Raw genomic sequence first — 18562 nt, forward strand, 5'->3', positions numbered from 1 at the left:
TTCTCCTAGTTTTTGTAACTTATTTACGTATGTAAGATTAGAGGTTAATTTTTATGATTAAAACACTATCGGATTTATACGGACGTCAGGTAAGTCAGCATCAAATAAAGTCGAATTTACTCAATAATAATGCTCTTTGCAAACGTCAAGCAATTCAAAAAAATCGTCATCGTTGGCGATGTCAACGATGTAATAGTCTGGTTTATCAGACACTCCCCAATGGCCAGTATTATTGCCATAGTTGTATTCAGTTAGGACGTTTAACGACTACAGACCAATTAGTTTCTTTACCTGAACCGAACATGTTTCATGATTTAACAAAAAAGTGTGAATGGCAAGGAAAACTAACATCTCAGCAAGAACAAGCCGCCCAAGAAGTGTTACTAAGTATTCAATCTAAAAATTCCCGTTTATTATGGGCAGTTACCGGAGCTGGTAAAACCGAAATGTTATTTCCCGGTCTGACTTGGGCCTTAACTAACCAACTACGCGTCGGGATCGTTTCCCCCCGAATTGACGTTATTTTGGAATTAGCTCCTAGACTTCAATCCGCTTTTCCCCAGCAATCATTTATTGCGCTCTATGGTGATACAGCTGCCAGTTATCAATACACTCAATTGGTATTGGCCACAGTGCACCAACTATATCGATTTTACCATGCTTTTGATGTTTTGATTGTTGATGAAGTGGATGTTTTTCCCTTGGCTGGCAATGAACAGTTACATTTTGCATTATCTCAAGCAGCTAAAGATAAGTGTGCGCAAATATTTTTAACAGCAACTCCCAGTCCGGCATTAATTCAAAAAGTACAACGGCAACAATTAGCAGTAAGTTATTTACCTAGGCGCTTTCATGGTTATCCATTACCCACCATTACTTTTATTAAAACGGCTAAATGGCGTCAAAAATTACAGCAATATCAGTTACCAAAAAGACTAGTGAAGGAAATAAAACGACTAATGCAAATTAAGCGACCTTTTTTATTATTTGTCCCTCATGTAAAGGATTTGTCGGATGTTAAGCAGGCCCTTGAAAAATTACACTTTGTCGATAAGTATGCAACGGTTCATGCCACCGATAAAAATCGGGCGATTAAGGTGCAACAGATGCGCAATCATGAATTGAACTTCTTAGTTACGACTACCATTTTAGAACGCGGGGTTACCTTTGCCGGTATTGATGTATTGGTCTTGGGCGCTGATGATGAAGTTTTTTCTACAGCAGCGTTAGTTCAAATGGCTGGTCGAGTGGGACGAAAAAAGAGTCGACCAACGGGACAAGTGCTTTTTTTCGGGGCTCACTTAGTTACTAATATCAGACGTGCTAATGCTCAAATCAAGATGATGAATCGGAGGGCCCACCCAGTTGAATAAATGTCTATTGTGCGACCAGACAATTGCTGCGGTAGCAGATTTAAATATGATTTTTTCGTTTCGGTCGATAGTCATGCCAGTGATTTGTTCTAATTGTACTCAATCCTTTGTCTCATTAACTAACCAAAAAACTTGTTTGGATTGTGGTCGATTGCTGAAACAAGTAGATGTTTGTAGTGATTGTCATTATTGGCGTCAGCATGGCCATCAATTTAGTAATAAAGCTTTATACGAATATAATCCGGCCATGAAAGAATATATGAGTCGCTATAAGTTTATTGGAGATTACCGATTACGTCAGGTATTTCGTAATGAACTGAGTCAAGTTATTCGGGCAAGTCGTAAAGTAATCATTCCCATTCCCGTTAGTGTAGATACCATAAAACACCGGGGATTTAATCAAGTTACCGGCTGGTTCAAGAAGGTAAATTATTATGATGTTTTAATGCCAATTAAAAAGAAAAAAATTATTGCTCAATCGGAAAAAAATCGGCAGCAACGACTGCAAACACCACAACCGTTTCAAATTATTGCATCAGCTCAATCGGTAATTTTAAATCAAGATGTATTGATTGTTGATGATGTTTATACAACTGGCACTACGATTCGCCATGCTGCTAATCTAATTCAGGCAGCAGGAGCCCGGTCTGTTAGCGGCTTAACCCTTTGTCGCTAATAATTTAGGCAATATGTTTGTTAATAATTACGCTTTCAATTATACTAGAACCATAGAAAGCGATAGGAAGCAGCTATCGTTACCATAATAATATGGTGAAGGGAGAGATTTTTATGCTTACATTTAATATTAGAGGCGAAAATATTGAGGTGACCCAGTCTATTCGGGATTACGTTGAAAAGAGAATTAGTAAAATTGAAAAATTCCTTGGCAACGATGTTGAAGCGACTGCCCATGTTAACCTAAAGGTTTATCCAGATAAGCAAGCCAAGGTGGAAGTCACTATTCCTTTACCATACCTAACATTGCGAGCTGAAGAAGTTTCTAACGATCTATATGCAAGCATTGATTTGGTTACGGATAAGTTGGAACGCCAAATTAGAAAGTACAAGACTAAGGTTAACCGAAAAGCTCGAGAAAAGGGCTACAAGAATATCGAATTTGCTAATGCTAACGTAGTAGCTGAAACTGAGGCGGAAGCAGAAGCCAATGAATCACAATTTGAAGTGGTTCGAACTAAGCGTTTATCCTTAAAGCCAATGGATAATGAAGAAGCGATTTTACAAATGAACATGCTTGGACATGATTTCTTCATCTACGAAGACGCTAATTCTGAAAACATTGATATTGTTTACCGTCGTAACGATGGTCGCTATGGCTTAATCGAGACTGGTGAATAGGTGTTTAATTAAAGAAGGTTTTCTAGTGACTCACAGCGAGTTGCTAGAACCTTTTTTATTTTACAAATAACAGTTAGATTTAATCAAAACACAACATTGTTTTAGTTTTCATCAACACACGACAATGATACAATAAGTAGGTATGTAGTAATCAAATGAAAAACTAAAATGATAAAAACAAGTTTAGAAGGGAATTTATTGATGGCAAATTTGTTAAAAAAATGGGTCGAAAGTGATAAGCGCGAACTTAAACGACTTAGTAAATTAGCCGACGAAGTGGGGAGCTACGCTGACGAATACGAAAAACTAAGCGATGAAGAACTTCAAGCGAAAACGCCAGAATTTAAACAACGTTACCAAGCTGGTGAAACCCTTGATGATTTATTACCAGAAGCATTTGCGGTTGCGCGTGAAGGAGCTAAGCGAGTTTTAGGCCTTTATCCATTCCACGTTCAAATTATGGGGGGAATTGTCCTTCATGAAGGTAATATTGCTGAAATGAAGACTGGTGAAGGAAAGACTTTAACGGCAACGATGCCCGTTTATTTAAACGCGCTTGCTGGTAAAGGGGTTCATGTTGTTACTGTTAACGAGTACTTAAGTGCCCGGGATGCAGAGGAAATGGGTGAACTTTATAATTGGTTAGGTCTTTCAGTTGGGGTTAACGCTAACGAAATGACGCCAGATAAGAAACGAGAAGCCTATGCGGCTGACATTACTTATTCTACTAATAGTGAAATTGGTTTTGATTATCTTCGAGATAACATGGTGGTTTATAAAGATGACATGGTTCAACGTCCATTAAACTTTGCCATTGTTGATGAAGTGGATTCAATTTTAATTGATGAAGCCCGTACTCCATTGATTATTTCAGGTCAATCTGAAGGTAGTTCACAACTTTATATGAGTACCGATCAGTTCGCTAAAACATTAACTGATAAAGACGATTACAAGGTGGATCTAGAAACCAAAACAGTTTCTTTGACCGATCGAGGAATCGAAAAGGCTGAAAAATACTTTAATCTAGAAAATCTTTATGATACTGATAATACGGCTTTAACGCATCATTTGGATCAAGCCTTACGGGCTAATTACATCATGATGCTTGATAAAGATTATGTGGTTAAAGATGATGAAGTCTTAATCGTTGATTCCTTTACTGGACGAATTATGGATGGTCGCCGTTTCTCTGATGGTCTTCACCAAGCTATTGAAGCTAAAGAAGGCGTTACGATTCAAGAAGAAAGTAAAACGATGGCTAACATCACTTACCAAAACTTATTCCGGATGTATAAAAAACTAGCCGGGATGACGGGTACTGCTAAAACAGAAGCAGAAGAATTCCGTGAAATTTATAATATGGAAGTCATTTCAGTACCAACTAACAAACCGGTCGCTCGAATTGACGAACCTGATTTACTTTACCCTAGCTTGGAATCTAAGTTCCATGCAGTAATTGAAAAAGTCAAAGAGTTGCATGAAAAGGGACAGCCAATGTTGATTGGTACGGTTGCCGTGGAAACTTCCGAGTATTTATCACAAAAATTAGACGAAGCTAATATTCCGCACGTAGTTTTGAATGCTAAGAATCATGCCAAAGAAGCCGATATTGTTATGAACGCTGGACAACGAGGAGCGGTTACCATCGCTACGAACATGGCCGGTCGTGGTACTGATATTAAGCTTGGACCTGGGGTGGTTGAACTAGGTGGTTTAGCTGTTATTGGGACTGAACGTCATGAATCTCGGCGGATCGATAACCAATTACGAGGCCGTTCCGGTCGTCAAGGTGATCCAGGATTATCACAATTCTATTTGTCATTAGAAGATGATTTAATGCTTCGTTTTGGTTCAGAACGAATTAAGAACTTCTTGGATCGCATGAAGGTTGAGGGTGACGATGCAGTTATTCGTTCTAAGATGATTACTAAGCAAGTTGAGTCAGCTCAAAAACGAGTTGAAGGAAATAACTATGATTCCAGAAAAAACGTGTTGCAATATGATGATGTTATGCTGCAACAACGTGAAGTTATTTACGGTGAACGTCAAGAAGTTATCGAAGAATCCAAATCACTTGATTGGGTAGTTAAACCAATGGTAGAGCGAACCGTTTCTAGAATTGTTGATTTGCATACTCAAGGCAAACCAGAAGACTGGGAACTTCAAACTATCTTGGACTTTGCAATTAGTGCTATGGTCAGTCCAGATCAAATTAGTATGGATGATTTAAGAAATAAGAGTGCCGATGAAATCAAACAATTCTTGATGGGCTTAGCCGATAAGGTCTACCAACAAAAGAAAGAACAACTTTATGATGAATCACAAATGTTAGAATTTGAAAAAGTGGTTGTCTTACGGGTTGTTGATTCTCATTGGACCGATCATATTGATGCGATGGACCAATTGCGTCAATCAATTGGGCTTCGTGGTTATGGTCAACAAAATCCGTTGGTTGAATATCAACGCGAAGGTTATAAGATGTTTGAAGAAATGGTTGCAGATATCGATTACGATACTACTCGTTTGTTTATGAAAGCCGAAATTCGCCAAAATATGCAACGGTAATTAATATTTTTACAAGAAAGGATCTCAATGATTACCAGTTAATCGTTTGGGTCCTTTTTTTGTGAAAAGTTCAAAAAGAAGGGACAATAATTATGTTAGAAATTTCTGAACTAAAAAAACAATTGGCAAAAATGCAAGAAACCATCAATGGTTTTAGGGGGTCACTTTGACTTAGACCGTTTAAGTGAAAGTATCTCGATTAATGAAGCTAAGATGGGCGAACCCGGATTTTGGGATGATAATATAGCAGCTCAAAAAGTTATTGATGAAACTAATCAACTCAAAAGTAAATTTGATCGTTTTTTTCAACTAAATTCATTATTAGAAGACACAGAAATCATGGTGGACTTATATGCCGAAGAACCAGATGATAGTTTGGCAGAAGAAGTCACTGAGCAATTAACGAAACTTACCGAACAAGTGAAGAGCTATCAGCTACATTTATTATTAAATGGCAAATATGATCATAATAATGCCATTTTAGAAATTCACCCAGGAGCTGGGGGTACTGAATCACAAGATTGGGGTTCAATGCTGTTACGAATGTACACCCGTTGGGCAGAACAACATGATTTCAAAGTAGAAATGCTTGATTATCAAGCCGGTGAAGTCGCAGGACTTTCAAGTGCCTATCTTTTAATTAGTGGTGCAGATGCTTACGGTTATTTACGTTCTGAAAAAGGAGTTCATCGATTAGTTCGAATTTCACCCTTTGATTCAGCTAACCGGCGGCACACATCGTTTGCGTCCGTTGACGTTATGCCAGAATTAGCCGATGATGTGGAAATTGAAATTAATCCAGACGATTTAAAAGTAGATGTTTATCGAGCTAGTGGTGCAGGGGGGCAGCACGTTAATAAAACCTCTTCTGCAGTTCGAATTACGCATTTACCAACGGGCATTGTGGTAGCTAGTCAGGCCCAACGTTCGCAATTGCAAAACCGGCAAACGGCGATGAATATGTTGAAATCGAAACTGTACGAGTTAGAAGAAGAAAAGAAGGCTAAAGAAAAGGCCCAACTAGAAGGTGAGCAACTAGATATTGGTTGGGGTTCTCAGATTCGCTCTTATGTCTTTCAGCCATACTCCATGGTTAAAGATCATCGAACCAATCAGGAAACGGCTAATGTTAATGGGGTCATGGATGGTGATCTAGATCCATTTATCAACGCTTACCTGCAATGGCAATTAAAGAATAGTAATCCCGCATAAGGACAATAAAACAAAATAGGTAAGGGTAATAGTAATGAAATTTTTATTTGGAATCATCTTTTGGTTAATTCAACCCCTCGTGTGGCTAGCTGCATTACGTGTTTATGGTAATTATCGACAACGTATTAAACGTGAACGAAAATTATTTCACTCGGCTGTAGAAAGCGATTTTTACGAAGGACAACATTTTTTTCAAGCTATGATAGTGTTGGGTATTTTAGGTTCACTAATTAGTTTAATATTGGGTCTAACTTTACCAACAGAATGGGTATTGTTATATGGCATAGTAACGGCAGTATTATTAGTAATTGCACCGGCAACCACTGTTTTACCAATTGCCCTAACCACGGTGATTATGTTAGCTAATCAAATATTTAGTTGGTTTGAGTTACCGACAATGGGGTTACTGGGACAAACAACGCAAAATATCAATTCCAGTGGTGTTGGCATTGTTGCATTAACCACCATGGCGATTGGCATGTTAAGTGTGATAGTTAACAGAAATACGGCGCATTTATCGCCAGTGGTTCAACGTAATCGACGAAACACGATGGTGGCCAGTTATAAGTTTCGGGAATTAACGGTAGTCCCTTTAGTTGTATTGGTACCTGGTGATTGGTTTACCAATCAACATTTTTGGCCGTTACTGACTATTGGTAATCATCAATTTGCATTTTTGACCTTGCCATTGTTAATTGGTCTATCAATGACGGTTAAAAAAATGTTACCAGTTGAATTTTTTCAACGTCTTTCTCATTCATTAAAATTGGTAGCAGGAGTAGGGATCATTTTAACTGGAGTGACCATTTGGCGACCTCGTTGGTGGCCAATTATGTTAGCTGTTTTAGTGATTATTTGTTGGTTAGTTGAATTAAGGGCTAAAATGAACGATAATCACACTGACTTCACTAATAGTGAGGTAGTTAACGGAATGCGAGTTATTGGAATTCAACCTAATAGTCCAGCTGCTAAAATGAATTTACAAGTTGGCGATATCATTCTGGAAGTTAACAATATTTCGGTAACTAATGAAACCGAATTTTATCGGGCATTAATTGAAAATGCCACTTACTGTCATCTAAAGGTTCGCGATCGTAATGATCAATTAAAGATTACCGAAACTGCTATCTTTGTTGGAGCGACACATGAAATTGGTATTGAAACTTTCCCAACTAATAAGTAATTAGGGGGCGTCGGGATGCAAACTGTTTTAATTGTTGATGATGAACCGGCCATTGTTAAATTATTGAGTTATAACTTAACGCAGGCTAATTTTAATGTTTTAACTGCAAATGATGGTCAACAAGCCTTGGTGTTAGTTGACAATGAACCAATCGATATTGTTTTGTTAGATTTAATGCTTCCCAAAATAAGTGGGGAAGAGGTTTTAAAGCAGATACGGCAACGTGGTAACAATGTACCGGTAATTGTAATTACGGCCAAAACGGCGGAATTTGATCGGGTATTTGGCTTAGAAATGGGCGCAGATGATTATATTACTAAACCGTTTAGTCCCCGTGAAGTAGTAGCCAGAATTAAAGCAGTTTTGCGACGGTTGAATTCAGAGCCGAATGATTTATTATCGGAAGATACAAGCAACAATTTATTGGTCGGTGGTCCCATTAAACTTAATTTAACAACCATTACTGCCACAATAAGAGGCAAGTTAGTGGCATTGACGCCTAAAGAATTTAAGTTACTTACCTTTTTGCTTAAAAATGCTAATCAAGTTTTTTCCCGAGAACAACTTTTGAAGCAAATTTGGGGCACTGATTTTGTAGGCGATAGTCGGATGGTTGATATGCAAATTGCTCATTTACGTGAAAAAATTGAATTAGACGTGAAACATCCCCAGTTGATTAAAACAGTTCGCGGCTTCGGCTATTTACTAAATACTGGTGAATTTAATGAATAAAAAAAGATTAAAAATTATGGGACTGTTAGTGGTTTGTAATTTGTTGGGATTAGTTCTTTATTGGCAGTTACTTTCATTAAATATGCACCAGTTATTTGTAGCCAGTGGAGTAACTTTAATTATCACCATAATAGAGATTTTAATAGGCGAACTGTTGCTAGTTCATTCGAATAAAGAATTACAAATTATTAACGAACGAATTAATGCGCTCACTGACCATAAGACGGCCCCAGCGGTATTAGGGACTGATGCTAGTGAGTATTTGCCATTGCACAATTCTTTGAACCAATTACAAGAAATGGTAATTAAACGACAGCAAAAACACGCAGAACGTAATGGTGAATGGCAGATGTTATTAAAATATTTACCCGCTGGAGTTTTGGTGATTAATAGTCAACAAGAAGTAGTTTTAAGCAATGAAAAAATGGCGGAAATGTTAGGTCATTACATTGCTGATAATCAACACCATTTCACGGAAGATATCGAAAGTGCTGAATTACTATCAATGATTAATCATGCCATTCAATTCAATCAGGATAGTCATCAGTTGATTTCAATTATGGCTAGAGACCAAGTTTGGGATGCACAAGTTCGGGTTTATCGAAACGAAACCGATTTGTTATCCATCTTAGTCATTTTGTATGATATTACGGATATTTTACGGGCCCAACAGACGCAGATTGATTTTTTAAGAAATGCCAGTCATGAATTAAAAACTCCGGTAACTAGTATTGCTGGGTTTAGCCAGACCTTGCTAGATGGGGCTAAAGACGATCCTGAAATTCTCAATGATTTTCTTAATGAGATTAACGATTCGAGCCAGCAATTAACTGAATTGGTAAATGACATTTTAACTATTTCTCATGTCCAAACTCAGCAAAATGTGACAAAAAAATTGATTGATTTACACGAATTAGTTCATCAGCAATTAATTAAACGACAGCCGGTAGCTGATAAAATTCAGGTTAAATTAATTAATAAGGTGCCATTAGGGTTCATGGTGAATGCTAATGAACAAGGTTTGACTAGGGTAATTCGTAATCTGGTTAGTAATGCGGTCAAATATAATCGTCCCAATGGGTCAGTCACCGTTAATGCACAAAAAACAACTAATGGTTGGCAACTAAGCGTGAGTGATACCGGCATTGGAATTAAACCCACTGAACAAAAACGGGTCTTTGAACGTTTTTACCGAGCAGATCAATCTCATAGTAAGCAAGAAATTAGTGGTACTGGCTTGGGTTTAGCTATTGTAGCCGAAATTGTAAAAACGGCTGGTGGTACAGTTACCATAGGCAGTCAGTTGGATCAAGGCACCACTATTAATGTGAATATTAATGATTAAAGCGTTCGACAATAGTCGACGCTTTTTTCGTTACCAAATATTTACATTCATACCAAATTATCTTTACGTAGCCTTGATACATTATAAATACAGTAAAGGAGGGCTATGATGAGTCGTAAAAAAATAGTAACTATTATAATTTTAATATTAGGATTTGGTGGATTATTTGCAGCTTATCAGACCAGAGATCAGACTAGTGGAAAAAATGAAGCTATCACGGCAGTAGGTTCTACGGCACTTCAACCATTAGTTGAAGCAGCAGCAGAGCAGTATACTAATCATCATCCCAACGCCACTATTAATGTTCAAGGTGGTGGTTCCGGCACTGGCTTGAGTCAAATTGCTGACGGAGCTGTTCAAATGGGTAATTCTGATATTTTCGCACAAGAAAAAAGTGATATTAACTCAACCAAATTAGTTGATCACTTAATTGCAGTAGAAGGAATTGCTCCAGTGGTTAATAAAGACACTGGCGTCAATAATTTATCTCAACAACAGTTAATAGCTATTTTTACCGGCAAAATCACTAACTGGCAACAAGTTGGTGGTAAAAATATTAAAATTACGTTGATTAATCGGACAATGGGTAGTGGTACTAGAAATACATTTGAAAAATATGGCCTGAAGGGTAAAACCAGTGCCACCGCACAAGAGCAAGATTCTTCTGGAACGGTTCGCCAAATTGTATCGACTACGCCAGGAGCAATTAGTTACTTGGCATTAGGTTACGTTAATGATTCTGTAAAGCCATTAAAGCTGGATCACGTAGCACCAACCAAAACAAATATTCAGAATAATAGTTGGCCAATTTGGGCCTATGAACACGTTTATACTGATGGTCCAGCCACTGGATTAACAAAACAATTTATTACCTACCTTAACAGTAAAGAAATTCAAACACATTTATTTGCCAAGATGGGTTACATTGATGTGGATTCGATGAAATATCAACGAAATTGGCAAGGCCAATTAAGTAAGGAGTGATGACTGATGGACAACAAATTAAAACAGCAGTTACATACCAAATCTAAAACAGCTAAATATGAACAACGCGGGAAGTTGGCTAGTATCATGATGTTAGTTTTAATTATGGTAGTAGTTCTAGGCATCATTGGCTTTATTTTAATTAAAGGTACTAGTATGTTTTTTAATGACAAAATTAAAATCAGTGATTTCTTATTTTCCACGTTTTGGAATCCCGGTGGAAAAACCCCGACCGGTAATCCAGCCGTTGGTGCCTTACCGATGATCGTGGGATCGTTTAGTGTAACTTTACTAGCAGCGTTAGTAGCCACGCCTTTTGCGGTGGGAACAGCCATTTATATGACGGAACTATCATCTAAACGCGGAGCTGGAGTACTGCAAGTAGTTACCGAATTACTAGTCGGAATTCCATCGGTGGTTTATGGATTTATCGGCTTAACGGTGGTCGTACCGGCCGTCAGACACTTGTTTGGAGGTAGTGGCTTTGGCATTTTAGCAGGGACCATTGTTTTATTCGTAATGATTTTACCGACCATTGTTTCTATGACAGTGGATGCATTAAAATCAGTCCCTAATCATTATCGTCAAGCCTCGCTAGCTTTGGGAGCAACTCAATGGCAAACTATTTGGAAAGTAGTACTGCGTTCAGCCTCCCCAGGGATACTAACGGCAGTGGTATTTGGAATGGCAAGAGCCTTTGGTGAGGCACTAGCTGTTCAAATGGTGATCGGAAATGCCGCATTGATGCCGCATAACTTGGTATCACCATCAGCAACATTGACCTCGGTTTTAACTGCTGGAATGGGAAATACGGTCATGGGCTCCCTACAAAATAACGCATTATGGTCATTAGCCTTACTCTTGCTCTTGATGTCATTATTCTTTAATTTATTAATCCATCTGATTGGACGGAAAGGGGCGTTTAAGAAATGATTGATAATCAACGTAAAAATAAAATCGCGTTAATGATGATTCACTTTATTACTTTAGTAGTAGTTTTGATCTTAGCGTTATTGCTAATTGATATCTTTTCCAGGGGATTACCATACGTTAATTGGCATTTTCTTACTGGCGCTTCCAAACCCTTTCAAGCTGGTGGGGGGATTGGGATGCAATTATTTAACTCCTTTTATCTCTTAATTCTTACGATGATTATTTCTTTTCCGATTGCTCTAGGTGCGGCTATTTACTTAAACCAATACGCTAAACAAAATTGGGTAACTAGTGTTTTAAGAACTAGTATCGAAATCCTTAGTTCATTACCTTCAGTAGTGGTAGGTTTATTCGGTTTCTTGCTTTTTGTGATTCAATTTGGTTATGGATTTTCCATTATCTCCGGGGCCTTAACGTTAACCGTGTTCAACTTACCGTTATTAACTCGTAGTATTGAAGATTCGTTAGCTGGTGTAGATAAGGCCCAACTTCAAGGTGGCTTAGGACTTGGTTTATCTAAATTTGAAACGATTATCCATATTGTGGTACCAGCCGCTTTACCTAATATTATCAGTGGGGTGATTCTCTCTGCGGGCCGTATTTTTGGTGAAGCAGCCGCATTAATTTATACTGCAGGTCAAAGTGCTCCTCAACTGGACTTTACTGATTGGAATCCGTTTAATGCAGCTAGTCCACTCAATCCGATGCGACCAGCTGAAACGTTGGCTGTGCATATTTGGAAAATTAATTCGGAAGGGATTATGCCTGATGTAACCCAACAATCAGCAGGTGCCGCTGCAGTACTACTATTAGCCATCTTGTTATTTAATTTCTTAGCTCGTTTTATTGGCCGTCGTTTATTTATGAAGATGACTTCGGCTAAGGCCAAATAGGAGGATAAGATGAAAAACATTAATACTGATGAACAATATTTTTATCCATTTGAAGCCAACGAACCCATGGCTATAGCTACTGAAGCTTTAAATGTTTATTACCATGATGAATATCACGCAATTAATGATACTTCACTTCAGTTCAAGCAAAATCAAATTACAGCCTTAATTGGAGCCTCTGGGTCAGGAAAATCGACATATTTGCGATCATTGAATCGTATGAACGACGAAGTAGCCAAAGTAACGGGAACGATTGATTATCATGGGGTTGATATCAATCAACCAGATATTGATGTTTATGAAGTTCGCCGGCGCATTGGTATGGTGTTTCAACAACCCAATCCGTTTGCTAAATCTATTTATGACAATATTACTTTTGCGTTAAAGCGTCGTGGTATTACCAAGAAAGCAGCATTAGATGAAATTGTAGAAACATCGTTAAAGCAAGCAGCTGTTTGGGATCAGTTAAAAGATAAACTACATCAAAGTGCGCTAGCCTTATCGGGAGGACAACAACAACGTCTTTGTATTGCACGAGCTTTAGCAGTTAAACCCGAAATTCTGTTAATGGATGAACCTACTAGTGCTTTGGATCCAGTTTCAACGGCGCAATTAGAGCAAACAATGAAACAATTAAGAGAACAATATACCATCATTATTGTGACTCACAATATGCAACAAGCAGCTCGAGTTAGTGACTACACAGTTTTCTTTAATGCCGGTCAGGTAGTAGAATACAACAAGACTAATAAGATATTTACTAGACCTAAGATACAACTAACGGACGATTATTTATCCGGCAATTTTGGTTAGGAGGGTCAACGGATGGCAGAAGTGATCATTGAATCAAAACAACTTGATTTATTTTATGGTTATTTTCAAGCATTAAAAAAAATCAATCTACAGTTTGAAACTAATCAAATTGCAGCGTTAATCGGACCATCTGGTTGTGGTAAATCAACCTTTTTACGCTGCTTGAATCGAATGAACGACTTAGTGGATGGCGTCAAAATAGATGGCGAAGTTCTTTACGAAAAACAAGATATCTATGCTCCTAACACCAATTTAGTGGAATTAAGAAAGCAAATTGGTATGGTTTTTCAACAACCTAATCCATTTCCGTTTTCAGTGTATGATAACGTCGCCTTTGGACTGCGGTTAGCCGGCGTAAAAGATAAAAAGCTATTGGATGAAAAGGTAGAAAAAAGCTTACGACAAGCAGCCGTTTGGGAAGAAGTAAAAGATAAATTGCATACTAATGCATTATCATTTTCAGGTGGACAGCAACAGCGAATTTGTATCGCGCGGGTTTTAGCTGTCTCACCCAAAATCATTTTACTGGATGAACCTACTAGTGCCTTAGATCCAATATCTAGTGCCAAAATCGAAGAGACATTAATTAATCTGAAAAAAGAATATACCATTATTATGGTGACTCATAATTTAGCGCAAGCTTCTCGTATTTCTGATAAAACCGTTTTCTTTATGGATGGTCAAGTAGTAGAAGCTGCGGCTACGAAGAAAATGTTTTTAAATCCCGAAAAGACAGCTACTGCTGATTATTTGGCTGGTAAATTTGGTTAGGAGGAAAACCATGACAATTTTAGAACAGAAAGTAACTACGTTAACCTCACAATTTGCTGAGATGGGGGCCCTAGCTATCGAAGCAACAATGAATGCAGGCCGTTCATTTGTTAATCATGATGTAGAATTAGCCAATCGAGTTATTGTTAATGATACTCAAATTAATGAATTACAATTGAAACTAGAAAAACAATCATTTGAAATTATGGCATTGTATCAACCCGTTGCTACCGATTTACGACAAGTGGTAGGGGTATTAAAGGCCGTTACCGACGTTGAAAGAATTGGTGATCATGCCAGAAATATTGCCCACCGCACCATTAAATTTGCGCAATTACAGCGAATTCCAGAAATTGAGCGTAATATTTGGCAAATGGTAGAAGAAGTAAGTGCAGAATTACGTATCGCAATGGATGCATATAATCAAGCTGACTTAAGCCAAGCTCGCACCATTCCTACTACTTATAATGGTCCTATTAATGATTTATATAATGAAATTGCCAGTGCTAGTTATCAAGCCGTGGCAGATGATCCAACCCTTATTAATACGAGTATCGGTTATTTAAAAATTGCTCAAGACCTTGGTAGAATTAGTGATTATGGGATTAATATTGCTGAGTGGAGTATTTACCTAGCTACTGGTAAATTAATTGAATTAGATAACTACTAAACAGAACCTTAAAAAAACGCTTAATTAGTACTGTATACTTGATTACAGTACTTTTTTTGGATAATCTTAGAGTAGTTAAAGATCGGAGGAGTTCTCAATGAAAACAAAATATAAATTCACCCGTTCACGCTCTAACTATGTGTTAGCAGGCGTTTTAGGAGGAATTTCAGAACAGTTAGGTTGGAATGCTAATTTAGTTCGCTTATTATTTATTGTTATTTGTTTAACTCCTGGGATTGGTTGGTTGGCATTGATTGCCTATATTGTTTTAGCGATTGTGCTTCCAGAAGGTGCAGATAAAGGCAATAATCAAGGTTCGCCTAACTTTAATTCTGTTTTTAATAATTCACCTAAAACTAATCAATCCAAGGATCGAAAAATTATTCACGGTGAGGAACACGATGTGAAGAAATGAGGAATTTAATTGAAATTTTTAACTACCATTATTGGTAATGCCATTATTTTTATTGCAATAGCCGGTTTCTTTCCGACTGCCTTTTATGTTTCTAGCATTTGGGTAGCGGTTGGGGCTGCTTTAGTATTGGCCATTTTAAACGTATTAGTAAAGCCGGTGATTAAACTGCTATCGTTACCAATTAATATTTTGACGTTAGGGTTGTTTAGTTTAGTCATTAATGGTTTTATGCTGGAGTTAACGTCCTTTTTTGTAGGATCCGGATTTTCATTTTCGTCTTTTGGGGTGGCTATGTTAGTAGCAATTGCAATGTCAATTATTGATATTGTGATTAATATGGCTGGTACCAAGGACTAAAAGTAGGAAAAGTGATAAAATTGGAAAGAATTTAAGCATCATGAGGAGGTTTTTTTGTGGCAGATAGTGTCAGCGTATACGACCTTGTAAAAAACTCGCGCTTAACCGTGTATTATGGAGAGGAATATCTGAAAGAACGTAAAATTTCAACTAGTGATATTTCACGTCCCGGCTTGGAATTAACGGGATTCTTTAACTACTATCCGGCTAAACGGGTGCAATTATTAGGAATTACCGAAATTTCATATGCTAAAAAGTTAGAACACGAACAGTTATTGACTTACATGCGAGAGATGTGTCAACCAGAAACCCCCGCATTTGTTATTTCTACGCAATTAGATCCGCCAGAAGAGTTAATCGAAGCGGCTAGTGAAGCCCATATTCCAGTATTGAGTACTAAATTAACTACTTCACGAGTATTATCTAATATGACCAATTATTTAGATGATGAATTGGCAGAAAGAAAATCACTCCATGGTGTGCTAGTTGATGTTTATGGTCTTGGGATTTTAATTACTGGTGACAGTGGTATTGGTAAAAGTGAAACCGCATTGGAATTGGTTAAACGAGGCCATCGTTTAATTGCTGATGATCGGGTTGAAGTTTACCAACAAGATGAGCAAACCTTGATGGGAACAGCCCCAACTATTTTGCAACATTTATTAGAAATTCGCGGTATTGGTATCATTGATGTTATGACCTTATTTGGTACCGGGGCGGTACGTAGCCGGACCAAGGTGTCCTTTATTATTCATTTAGCTAATTATTCTAAAGAAGAAGCTTATGATCGTTTGGGCAATGATACCGAAAATGTTTCTATTTTTGATGTTCAGGTACCTAAAATTACAATTCCGGTTAAAACTGGTCGGAATCTGGCTATTATTATTGAAGCGGCAGCAATGAATTTCCGTGCCAAATCAATGGGGTATGACGCAACGGAAACCTTTGATCGTAATTTGAACAAGTTAATCCAAAAAAATGGTCAAGAAGATACTAATGAACTGAAACATGATGTTGAAATTACTAAGGACAACGAAGCAGCCCTTAAAAACGATCATGATGAAAAAACTAAGGGGGCCAAAGAGTGATCATGCAATTAGCACTTAACCCCATTGCTTTTAATTTGGGACCAATTCCGCTTCATTGGTATGGTATTATTATTGCTAGTGGTGTTTTATTAGCTACCATATTGGCTACTCGTGAAGGCCAACGTCGAGGAATTAATCCAGATAATATTTATGATATGATTTTATGGGCATTGCCAGCGGCATTGATCTGCGCTAGAGCATATTATGTAATTTTTGAATGGGGCTATTATTCTAAACATTTAGATGAAATTGTTCGTATTTGGGACGGTGGAATTGCTATTTATGGTTCCTTAATTGGGGCGATGATTATGGTGATTTGGTATTGTCGTTCTCATTTTATTTCAGTTTGGTTGATGTTAGATGTAGCAGCGCCAACGGTTATTTTAGGTCAGGCTATTGGTCGCTGGGGTAACTTTATGAACCAAGAAGCCTTTGGTCAGGTTACCAATCTAGCTTTTTTACAAAGTTTACATTTGCCCAATTGGATTATTAATCAGATGCATGTTAACGGACTATACCGTCAACCAACCTTTTTGTATGAATCGGTTTGGAGTATGTTAGGCTTTTTGGTACTGATGACACTTCGTCATAATCCCAAATTATTTAAACAAGGTGAAATCTTTTTGAGTTACGTGATGTGGTATTCTTTTGGTCGTTTCTTTGTCGAAGGAATGCGTACAGATAGCTTAATGATTGGTAGTTTGCGAGTTTCTCAAGGACTATCTATCTTATTATTTACCGGAGCATTAGCAATTTTCATTTACCGGCGACTTCACGATCAAAATCCATGGTACCTTGATGGTCGCAACGTTAACGATAACAAGGAGAAAACGATATGACAGATAAAGTTGCAGTTTTAGGGGCTGGCTCTTGGGGCAGCATTTTAGCAAGTGTCTTAGATGAAAACGGCTCAGAAGTTCGGCTATGGTCATACAATGAGAAGCAAGTTCAAGAATTTAATGAAGAACATACAAATAAAAAATATATTAAAGATTTTACCTTTTCGGATAGCATCGTTGCTTATAATAATTTAGATGAGGCTATCGATGGCGCTGATGATATTTTATTTGTAGTGCCTACTCAAGTCACTCGGGGAGTGGCACACCAAGTCGGTGAATTTTTAAAGAAACATCAACAAAAACCGATTATTATTCATGCTTCTAAAGGAATTGAGGCCAACACGTATGAACGTTTGTCACAAGTGTTAGCTGAAGAAATTGCACCAGAAAATCGGCAAGCCATTGCAGTATTATCTGGTCCAAGTCAAGCTGAAGATGTCGCTCGTAAAGATATTACCTTAGTAACTGTTGCCAGTGAAGATCAAGAGGCAGCAGAACACGTACAACAACTATTTATGAACCATTACTTCCGGGTTTACACTAATTCGGATGTGATTGGAGTCGAAATTGGCGCTGCCTTAAAAAATATTGTAGCCTTAGGTGCCGGCGCTCTTCATGGCCTGGGCTATGGTGATAATGCTAAAGCCGCTTTATTAACGCGAGGATTAGCTGAAATTTCACGTCTAGGGACATCATTTGGCGCCAATCCGTTAACCTTTATCGGCTTGTCTGGAGTTGGTGATATTATTGTCACAGGAACTAGTACTGATTCTAGAAACTGGCGGGCTGGTAATGCATTAGGTGAAGGTCATTCTCTTGATGAAGTAGTTGATAATATGGGAATGGTAATTGAAGGAATTGCTACAACCAAGGCTGCATATGAATTGGCTCAACAACGAGGCGTAGAAATGCCAATTGTGGCCGCAATTTACAAAGTATTATATGAAGGCTTAAACATTAGCGAAGCTATTGATGAAACAATGACTCGTGATGGTAAAGCTGAAATCGAATAAAAATAGGGAGTTTTACAAAC

General features: G+C 37.8%; 19 protein-coding genes. All 19 read left to right on the plus strand.

Going from position 1 to position 18562, the window contains the following annotated elements; translation table 11 throughout:
- Positions 1-53: 53 nt before the first annotated feature.
- Complete coding sequence (locus HII32_RS05260; RefSeq protein ID WP_172189064.1) at positions 54-1373, plus strand: ATP-dependent helicase ComFA; 1320 nt, start codon at positions 54-56, stop codon at positions 1371-1373.
- Positions 1366-2049 (plus strand): ComF family protein, encoded by a 684-nt coding sequence (locus tag HII32_RS05265; RefSeq protein ID WP_172189066.1) that lies wholly within the window; start codon positions 1366-1368, stop codon positions 2047-2049. The genes HII32_RS05260 and HII32_RS05265 overlap by 8 nt, the downstream gene beginning before the upstream one ends.
- A gap of 113 nt (positions 2050-2162) precedes the next feature.
- Positions 2163-2729, plus strand: a complete 567-nt coding sequence (gene hpf, locus HII32_RS05270; RefSeq protein ID WP_172189068.1) for a ribosome hibernation-promoting factor, HPF/YfiA family — start codon at positions 2163-2165, stop codon at positions 2727-2729.
- Positions 2730-2930: 201 nt separating this feature from the next.
- Complete coding sequence (gene secA / locus HII32_RS05275) at positions 2931-5294, plus strand: preprotein translocase subunit SecA (RefSeq protein ID WP_172189070.1); 2364 nt, start codon at positions 2931-2933, stop codon at positions 5292-5294.
- Between the two features lie 92 nt (positions 5295-5386).
- A protein-coding gene (prfB, locus tag HII32_RS05280; protein ID WP_216655651.1) for a peptide chain release factor 2 occupies positions 5387-6506 on the plus strand; the annotation gives its coding sequence in 2 pieces (ribosomal slippage) (positions 5387-5449 and positions 5451-6506; 1119 coding nt in all).
- 34 nt (positions 6507-6540) lie between these two features.
- Positions 6541-7689 (plus strand): PDZ domain-containing protein, encoded by a 1149-nt coding sequence (locus tag HII32_RS05285; RefSeq protein ID WP_172189074.1) that lies wholly within the window; start codon positions 6541-6543, stop codon positions 7687-7689.
- Between the two features lie 15 nt (positions 7690-7704).
- Positions 7705-8421 (plus strand): response regulator transcription factor, encoded by a 717-nt coding sequence (locus HII32_RS05290; protein ID WP_172189076.1) that lies wholly within the window; start codon positions 7705-7707, stop codon positions 8419-8421.
- Positions 8414-9766 carry a sensor histidine kinase gene (locus HII32_RS05295; RefSeq protein WP_172189078.1) on the plus strand — a complete coding sequence of 451 codons (1353 nt, stop codon included), beginning with the start codon at positions 8414-8416 and terminating at the stop codon, positions 9764-9766. The genes HII32_RS05290 and HII32_RS05295 overlap by 8 nt, the downstream gene beginning before the upstream one ends.
- 108 nt (positions 9767-9874) lie before the next feature.
- Positions 9875-10750, plus strand: a complete 876-nt coding sequence (locus tag HII32_RS05300) for a phosphate ABC transporter substrate-binding protein PstS family protein (protein WP_172189080.1) — start codon at positions 9875-9877, stop codon at positions 10748-10750.
- Positions 10751-10756: 6 nt separating this feature from the next.
- Positions 10757-11683, plus strand: coding sequence for a phosphate ABC transporter permease subunit PstC (gene pstC, locus HII32_RS05305; RefSeq protein WP_172189082.1), 927 nt, complete (start codon positions 10757-10759; stop codon positions 11681-11683).
- Positions 11684-11715: 32 nt separating this feature from the next.
- On the plus strand, positions 11716-12576 hold the full coding sequence (gene pstA / locus HII32_RS05310; RefSeq protein WP_425483281.1) for a phosphate ABC transporter permease PstA: 861 nt from the start codon (positions 11716-11718) through the stop codon (positions 12574-12576).
- A gap of 9 nt (positions 12577-12585) precedes the next feature.
- Positions 12586-13389, plus strand: a complete 804-nt coding sequence (pstB, locus tag HII32_RS05315) for a phosphate ABC transporter ATP-binding protein PstB (protein WP_172189084.1) — start codon at positions 12586-12588, stop codon at positions 13387-13389.
- Between the two features lie 12 nt (positions 13390-13401).
- Positions 13402-14160: a phosphate ABC transporter ATP-binding protein PstB gene (gene pstB / locus HII32_RS05320; RefSeq protein ID WP_172189086.1), complete on the plus strand. Its 759-nt coding sequence runs from the start codon at positions 13402-13404 to the stop codon at positions 14158-14160.
- Positions 14161-14170: 10 nt separating this feature from the next.
- Positions 14171-14830 carry a phosphate signaling complex protein PhoU gene (gene phoU, locus HII32_RS05325; RefSeq protein WP_172189088.1) on the plus strand — a complete coding sequence of 220 codons (660 nt, stop codon included), beginning with the start codon at positions 14171-14173 and terminating at the stop codon, positions 14828-14830.
- A gap of 97 nt (positions 14831-14927) precedes the next feature.
- Complete coding sequence (locus HII32_RS05330) at positions 14928-15245, plus strand: PspC domain-containing protein (RefSeq protein ID WP_172189090.1); 318 nt, start codon at positions 14928-14930, stop codon at positions 15243-15245.
- A 9-nt stretch (positions 15246-15254) separates the two neighbouring features.
- Positions 15255-15602: a phage holin family protein gene (locus tag HII32_RS05335; protein WP_172189092.1), complete on the plus strand. Its 348-nt coding sequence runs from the start codon at positions 15255-15257 to the stop codon at positions 15600-15602.
- A gap of 56 nt (positions 15603-15658) precedes the next feature.
- The gene (gene hprK / locus HII32_RS05340; RefSeq protein WP_172189094.1) at positions 15659-16690 is read left to right on the plus strand and encodes an HPr(Ser) kinase/phosphatase; all 1032 of its coding nucleotides are present in this window, start codon (positions 15659-15661) and stop codon (positions 16688-16690) included.
- A 2-nt stretch (positions 16691-16692) separates the two neighbouring features.
- Positions 16693-17529: a prolipoprotein diacylglyceryl transferase gene (lgt, locus tag HII32_RS05345; RefSeq protein WP_172189096.1), complete on the plus strand. Its 837-nt coding sequence runs from the start codon at positions 16693-16695 to the stop codon at positions 17527-17529.
- On the plus strand, positions 17526-18542 hold the full coding sequence (locus tag HII32_RS05350) for an NAD(P)H-dependent glycerol-3-phosphate dehydrogenase (protein ID WP_172189098.1): 1017 nt from the start codon (positions 17526-17528) through the stop codon (positions 18540-18542). Before lgt ends, HII32_RS05350 begins: the two co-directional genes overlap by 4 nt.
- Positions 18543-18562: the final 20 nt, after the last annotated feature.

The organism is Lentilactobacillus kribbianus (genome assembly GCF_013184075.1).
GTDB lineage: Bacteria > Bacillota > Bacilli > Lactobacillales > Lactobacillaceae > Lentilactobacillus > Lentilactobacillus kribbianus.

Coding starts and splice junctions, on each gene's coding strand:
- HII32_RS05295 (WP_172189078.1), top strand. CDS start 8,414: ATGAATAAAAAAAGATTAAAAATTATGGGACTGTTAGTGGTTTGTAAT.
- pstB (WP_172189084.1), top strand. CDS start 12,586: ATGAAAAACATTAATACTGATGAACAATATTTTTATCCATTTGAAGCC.
- HII32_RS05285 (WP_172189074.1), top strand. CDS start 6,541: ATGAAATTTTTATTTGGAATCATCTTTTGGTTAATTCAACCCCTCGTG.
- secA (WP_172189070.1), top strand. CDS start 2,931: ATGGCAAATTTGTTAAAAAAATGGGTCGAAAGTGATAAGCGCGAACTT.
- HII32_RS05330 (WP_172189090.1), top strand. CDS start 14,928: ATGAAAACAAAATATAAATTCACCCGTTCACGCTCTAACTATGTGTTA.
- HII32_RS05300 (WP_172189080.1), top strand. CDS start 9,875: ATGAGTCGTAAAAAAATAGTAACTATTATAATTTTAATATTAGGATTT.
- pstC (WP_172189082.1), top strand. CDS start 10,757: ATGGACAACAAATTAAAACAGCAGTTACATACCAAATCTAAAACAGCT.
- lgt (WP_172189096.1), top strand. CDS start 16,693: ATGCAATTAGCACTTAACCCCATTGCTTTTAATTTGGGACCAATTCCG.
- HII32_RS05260 (WP_172189064.1), top strand. CDS start 54: ATGATTAAAACACTATCGGATTTATACGGACGTCAGGTAAGTCAGCAT.
- HII32_RS05350 (WP_172189098.1), top strand. CDS start 17,526: ATGACAGATAAAGTTGCAGTTTTAGGGGCTGGCTCTTGGGGCAGCATT.
- phoU (WP_172189088.1), top strand. CDS start 14,171: ATGACAATTTTAGAACAGAAAGTAACTACGTTAACCTCACAATTTGCT.
- hpf (WP_172189068.1), top strand. CDS start 2,163: ATGCTTACATTTAATATTAGAGGCGAAAATATTGAGGTGACCCAGTCT.
- HII32_RS05290 (WP_172189076.1), top strand. CDS start 7,705: ATGCAAACTGTTTTAATTGTTGATGATGAACCGGCCATTGTTAAATTA.
- pstB (WP_172189086.1), top strand. CDS start 13,402: ATGGCAGAAGTGATCATTGAATCAAAACAACTTGATTTATTTTATGGT.
- pstA (WP_425483281.1), top strand. CDS start 11,716: ATGATGATTCACTTTATTACTTTAGTAGTAGTTTTGATCTTAGCGTTA.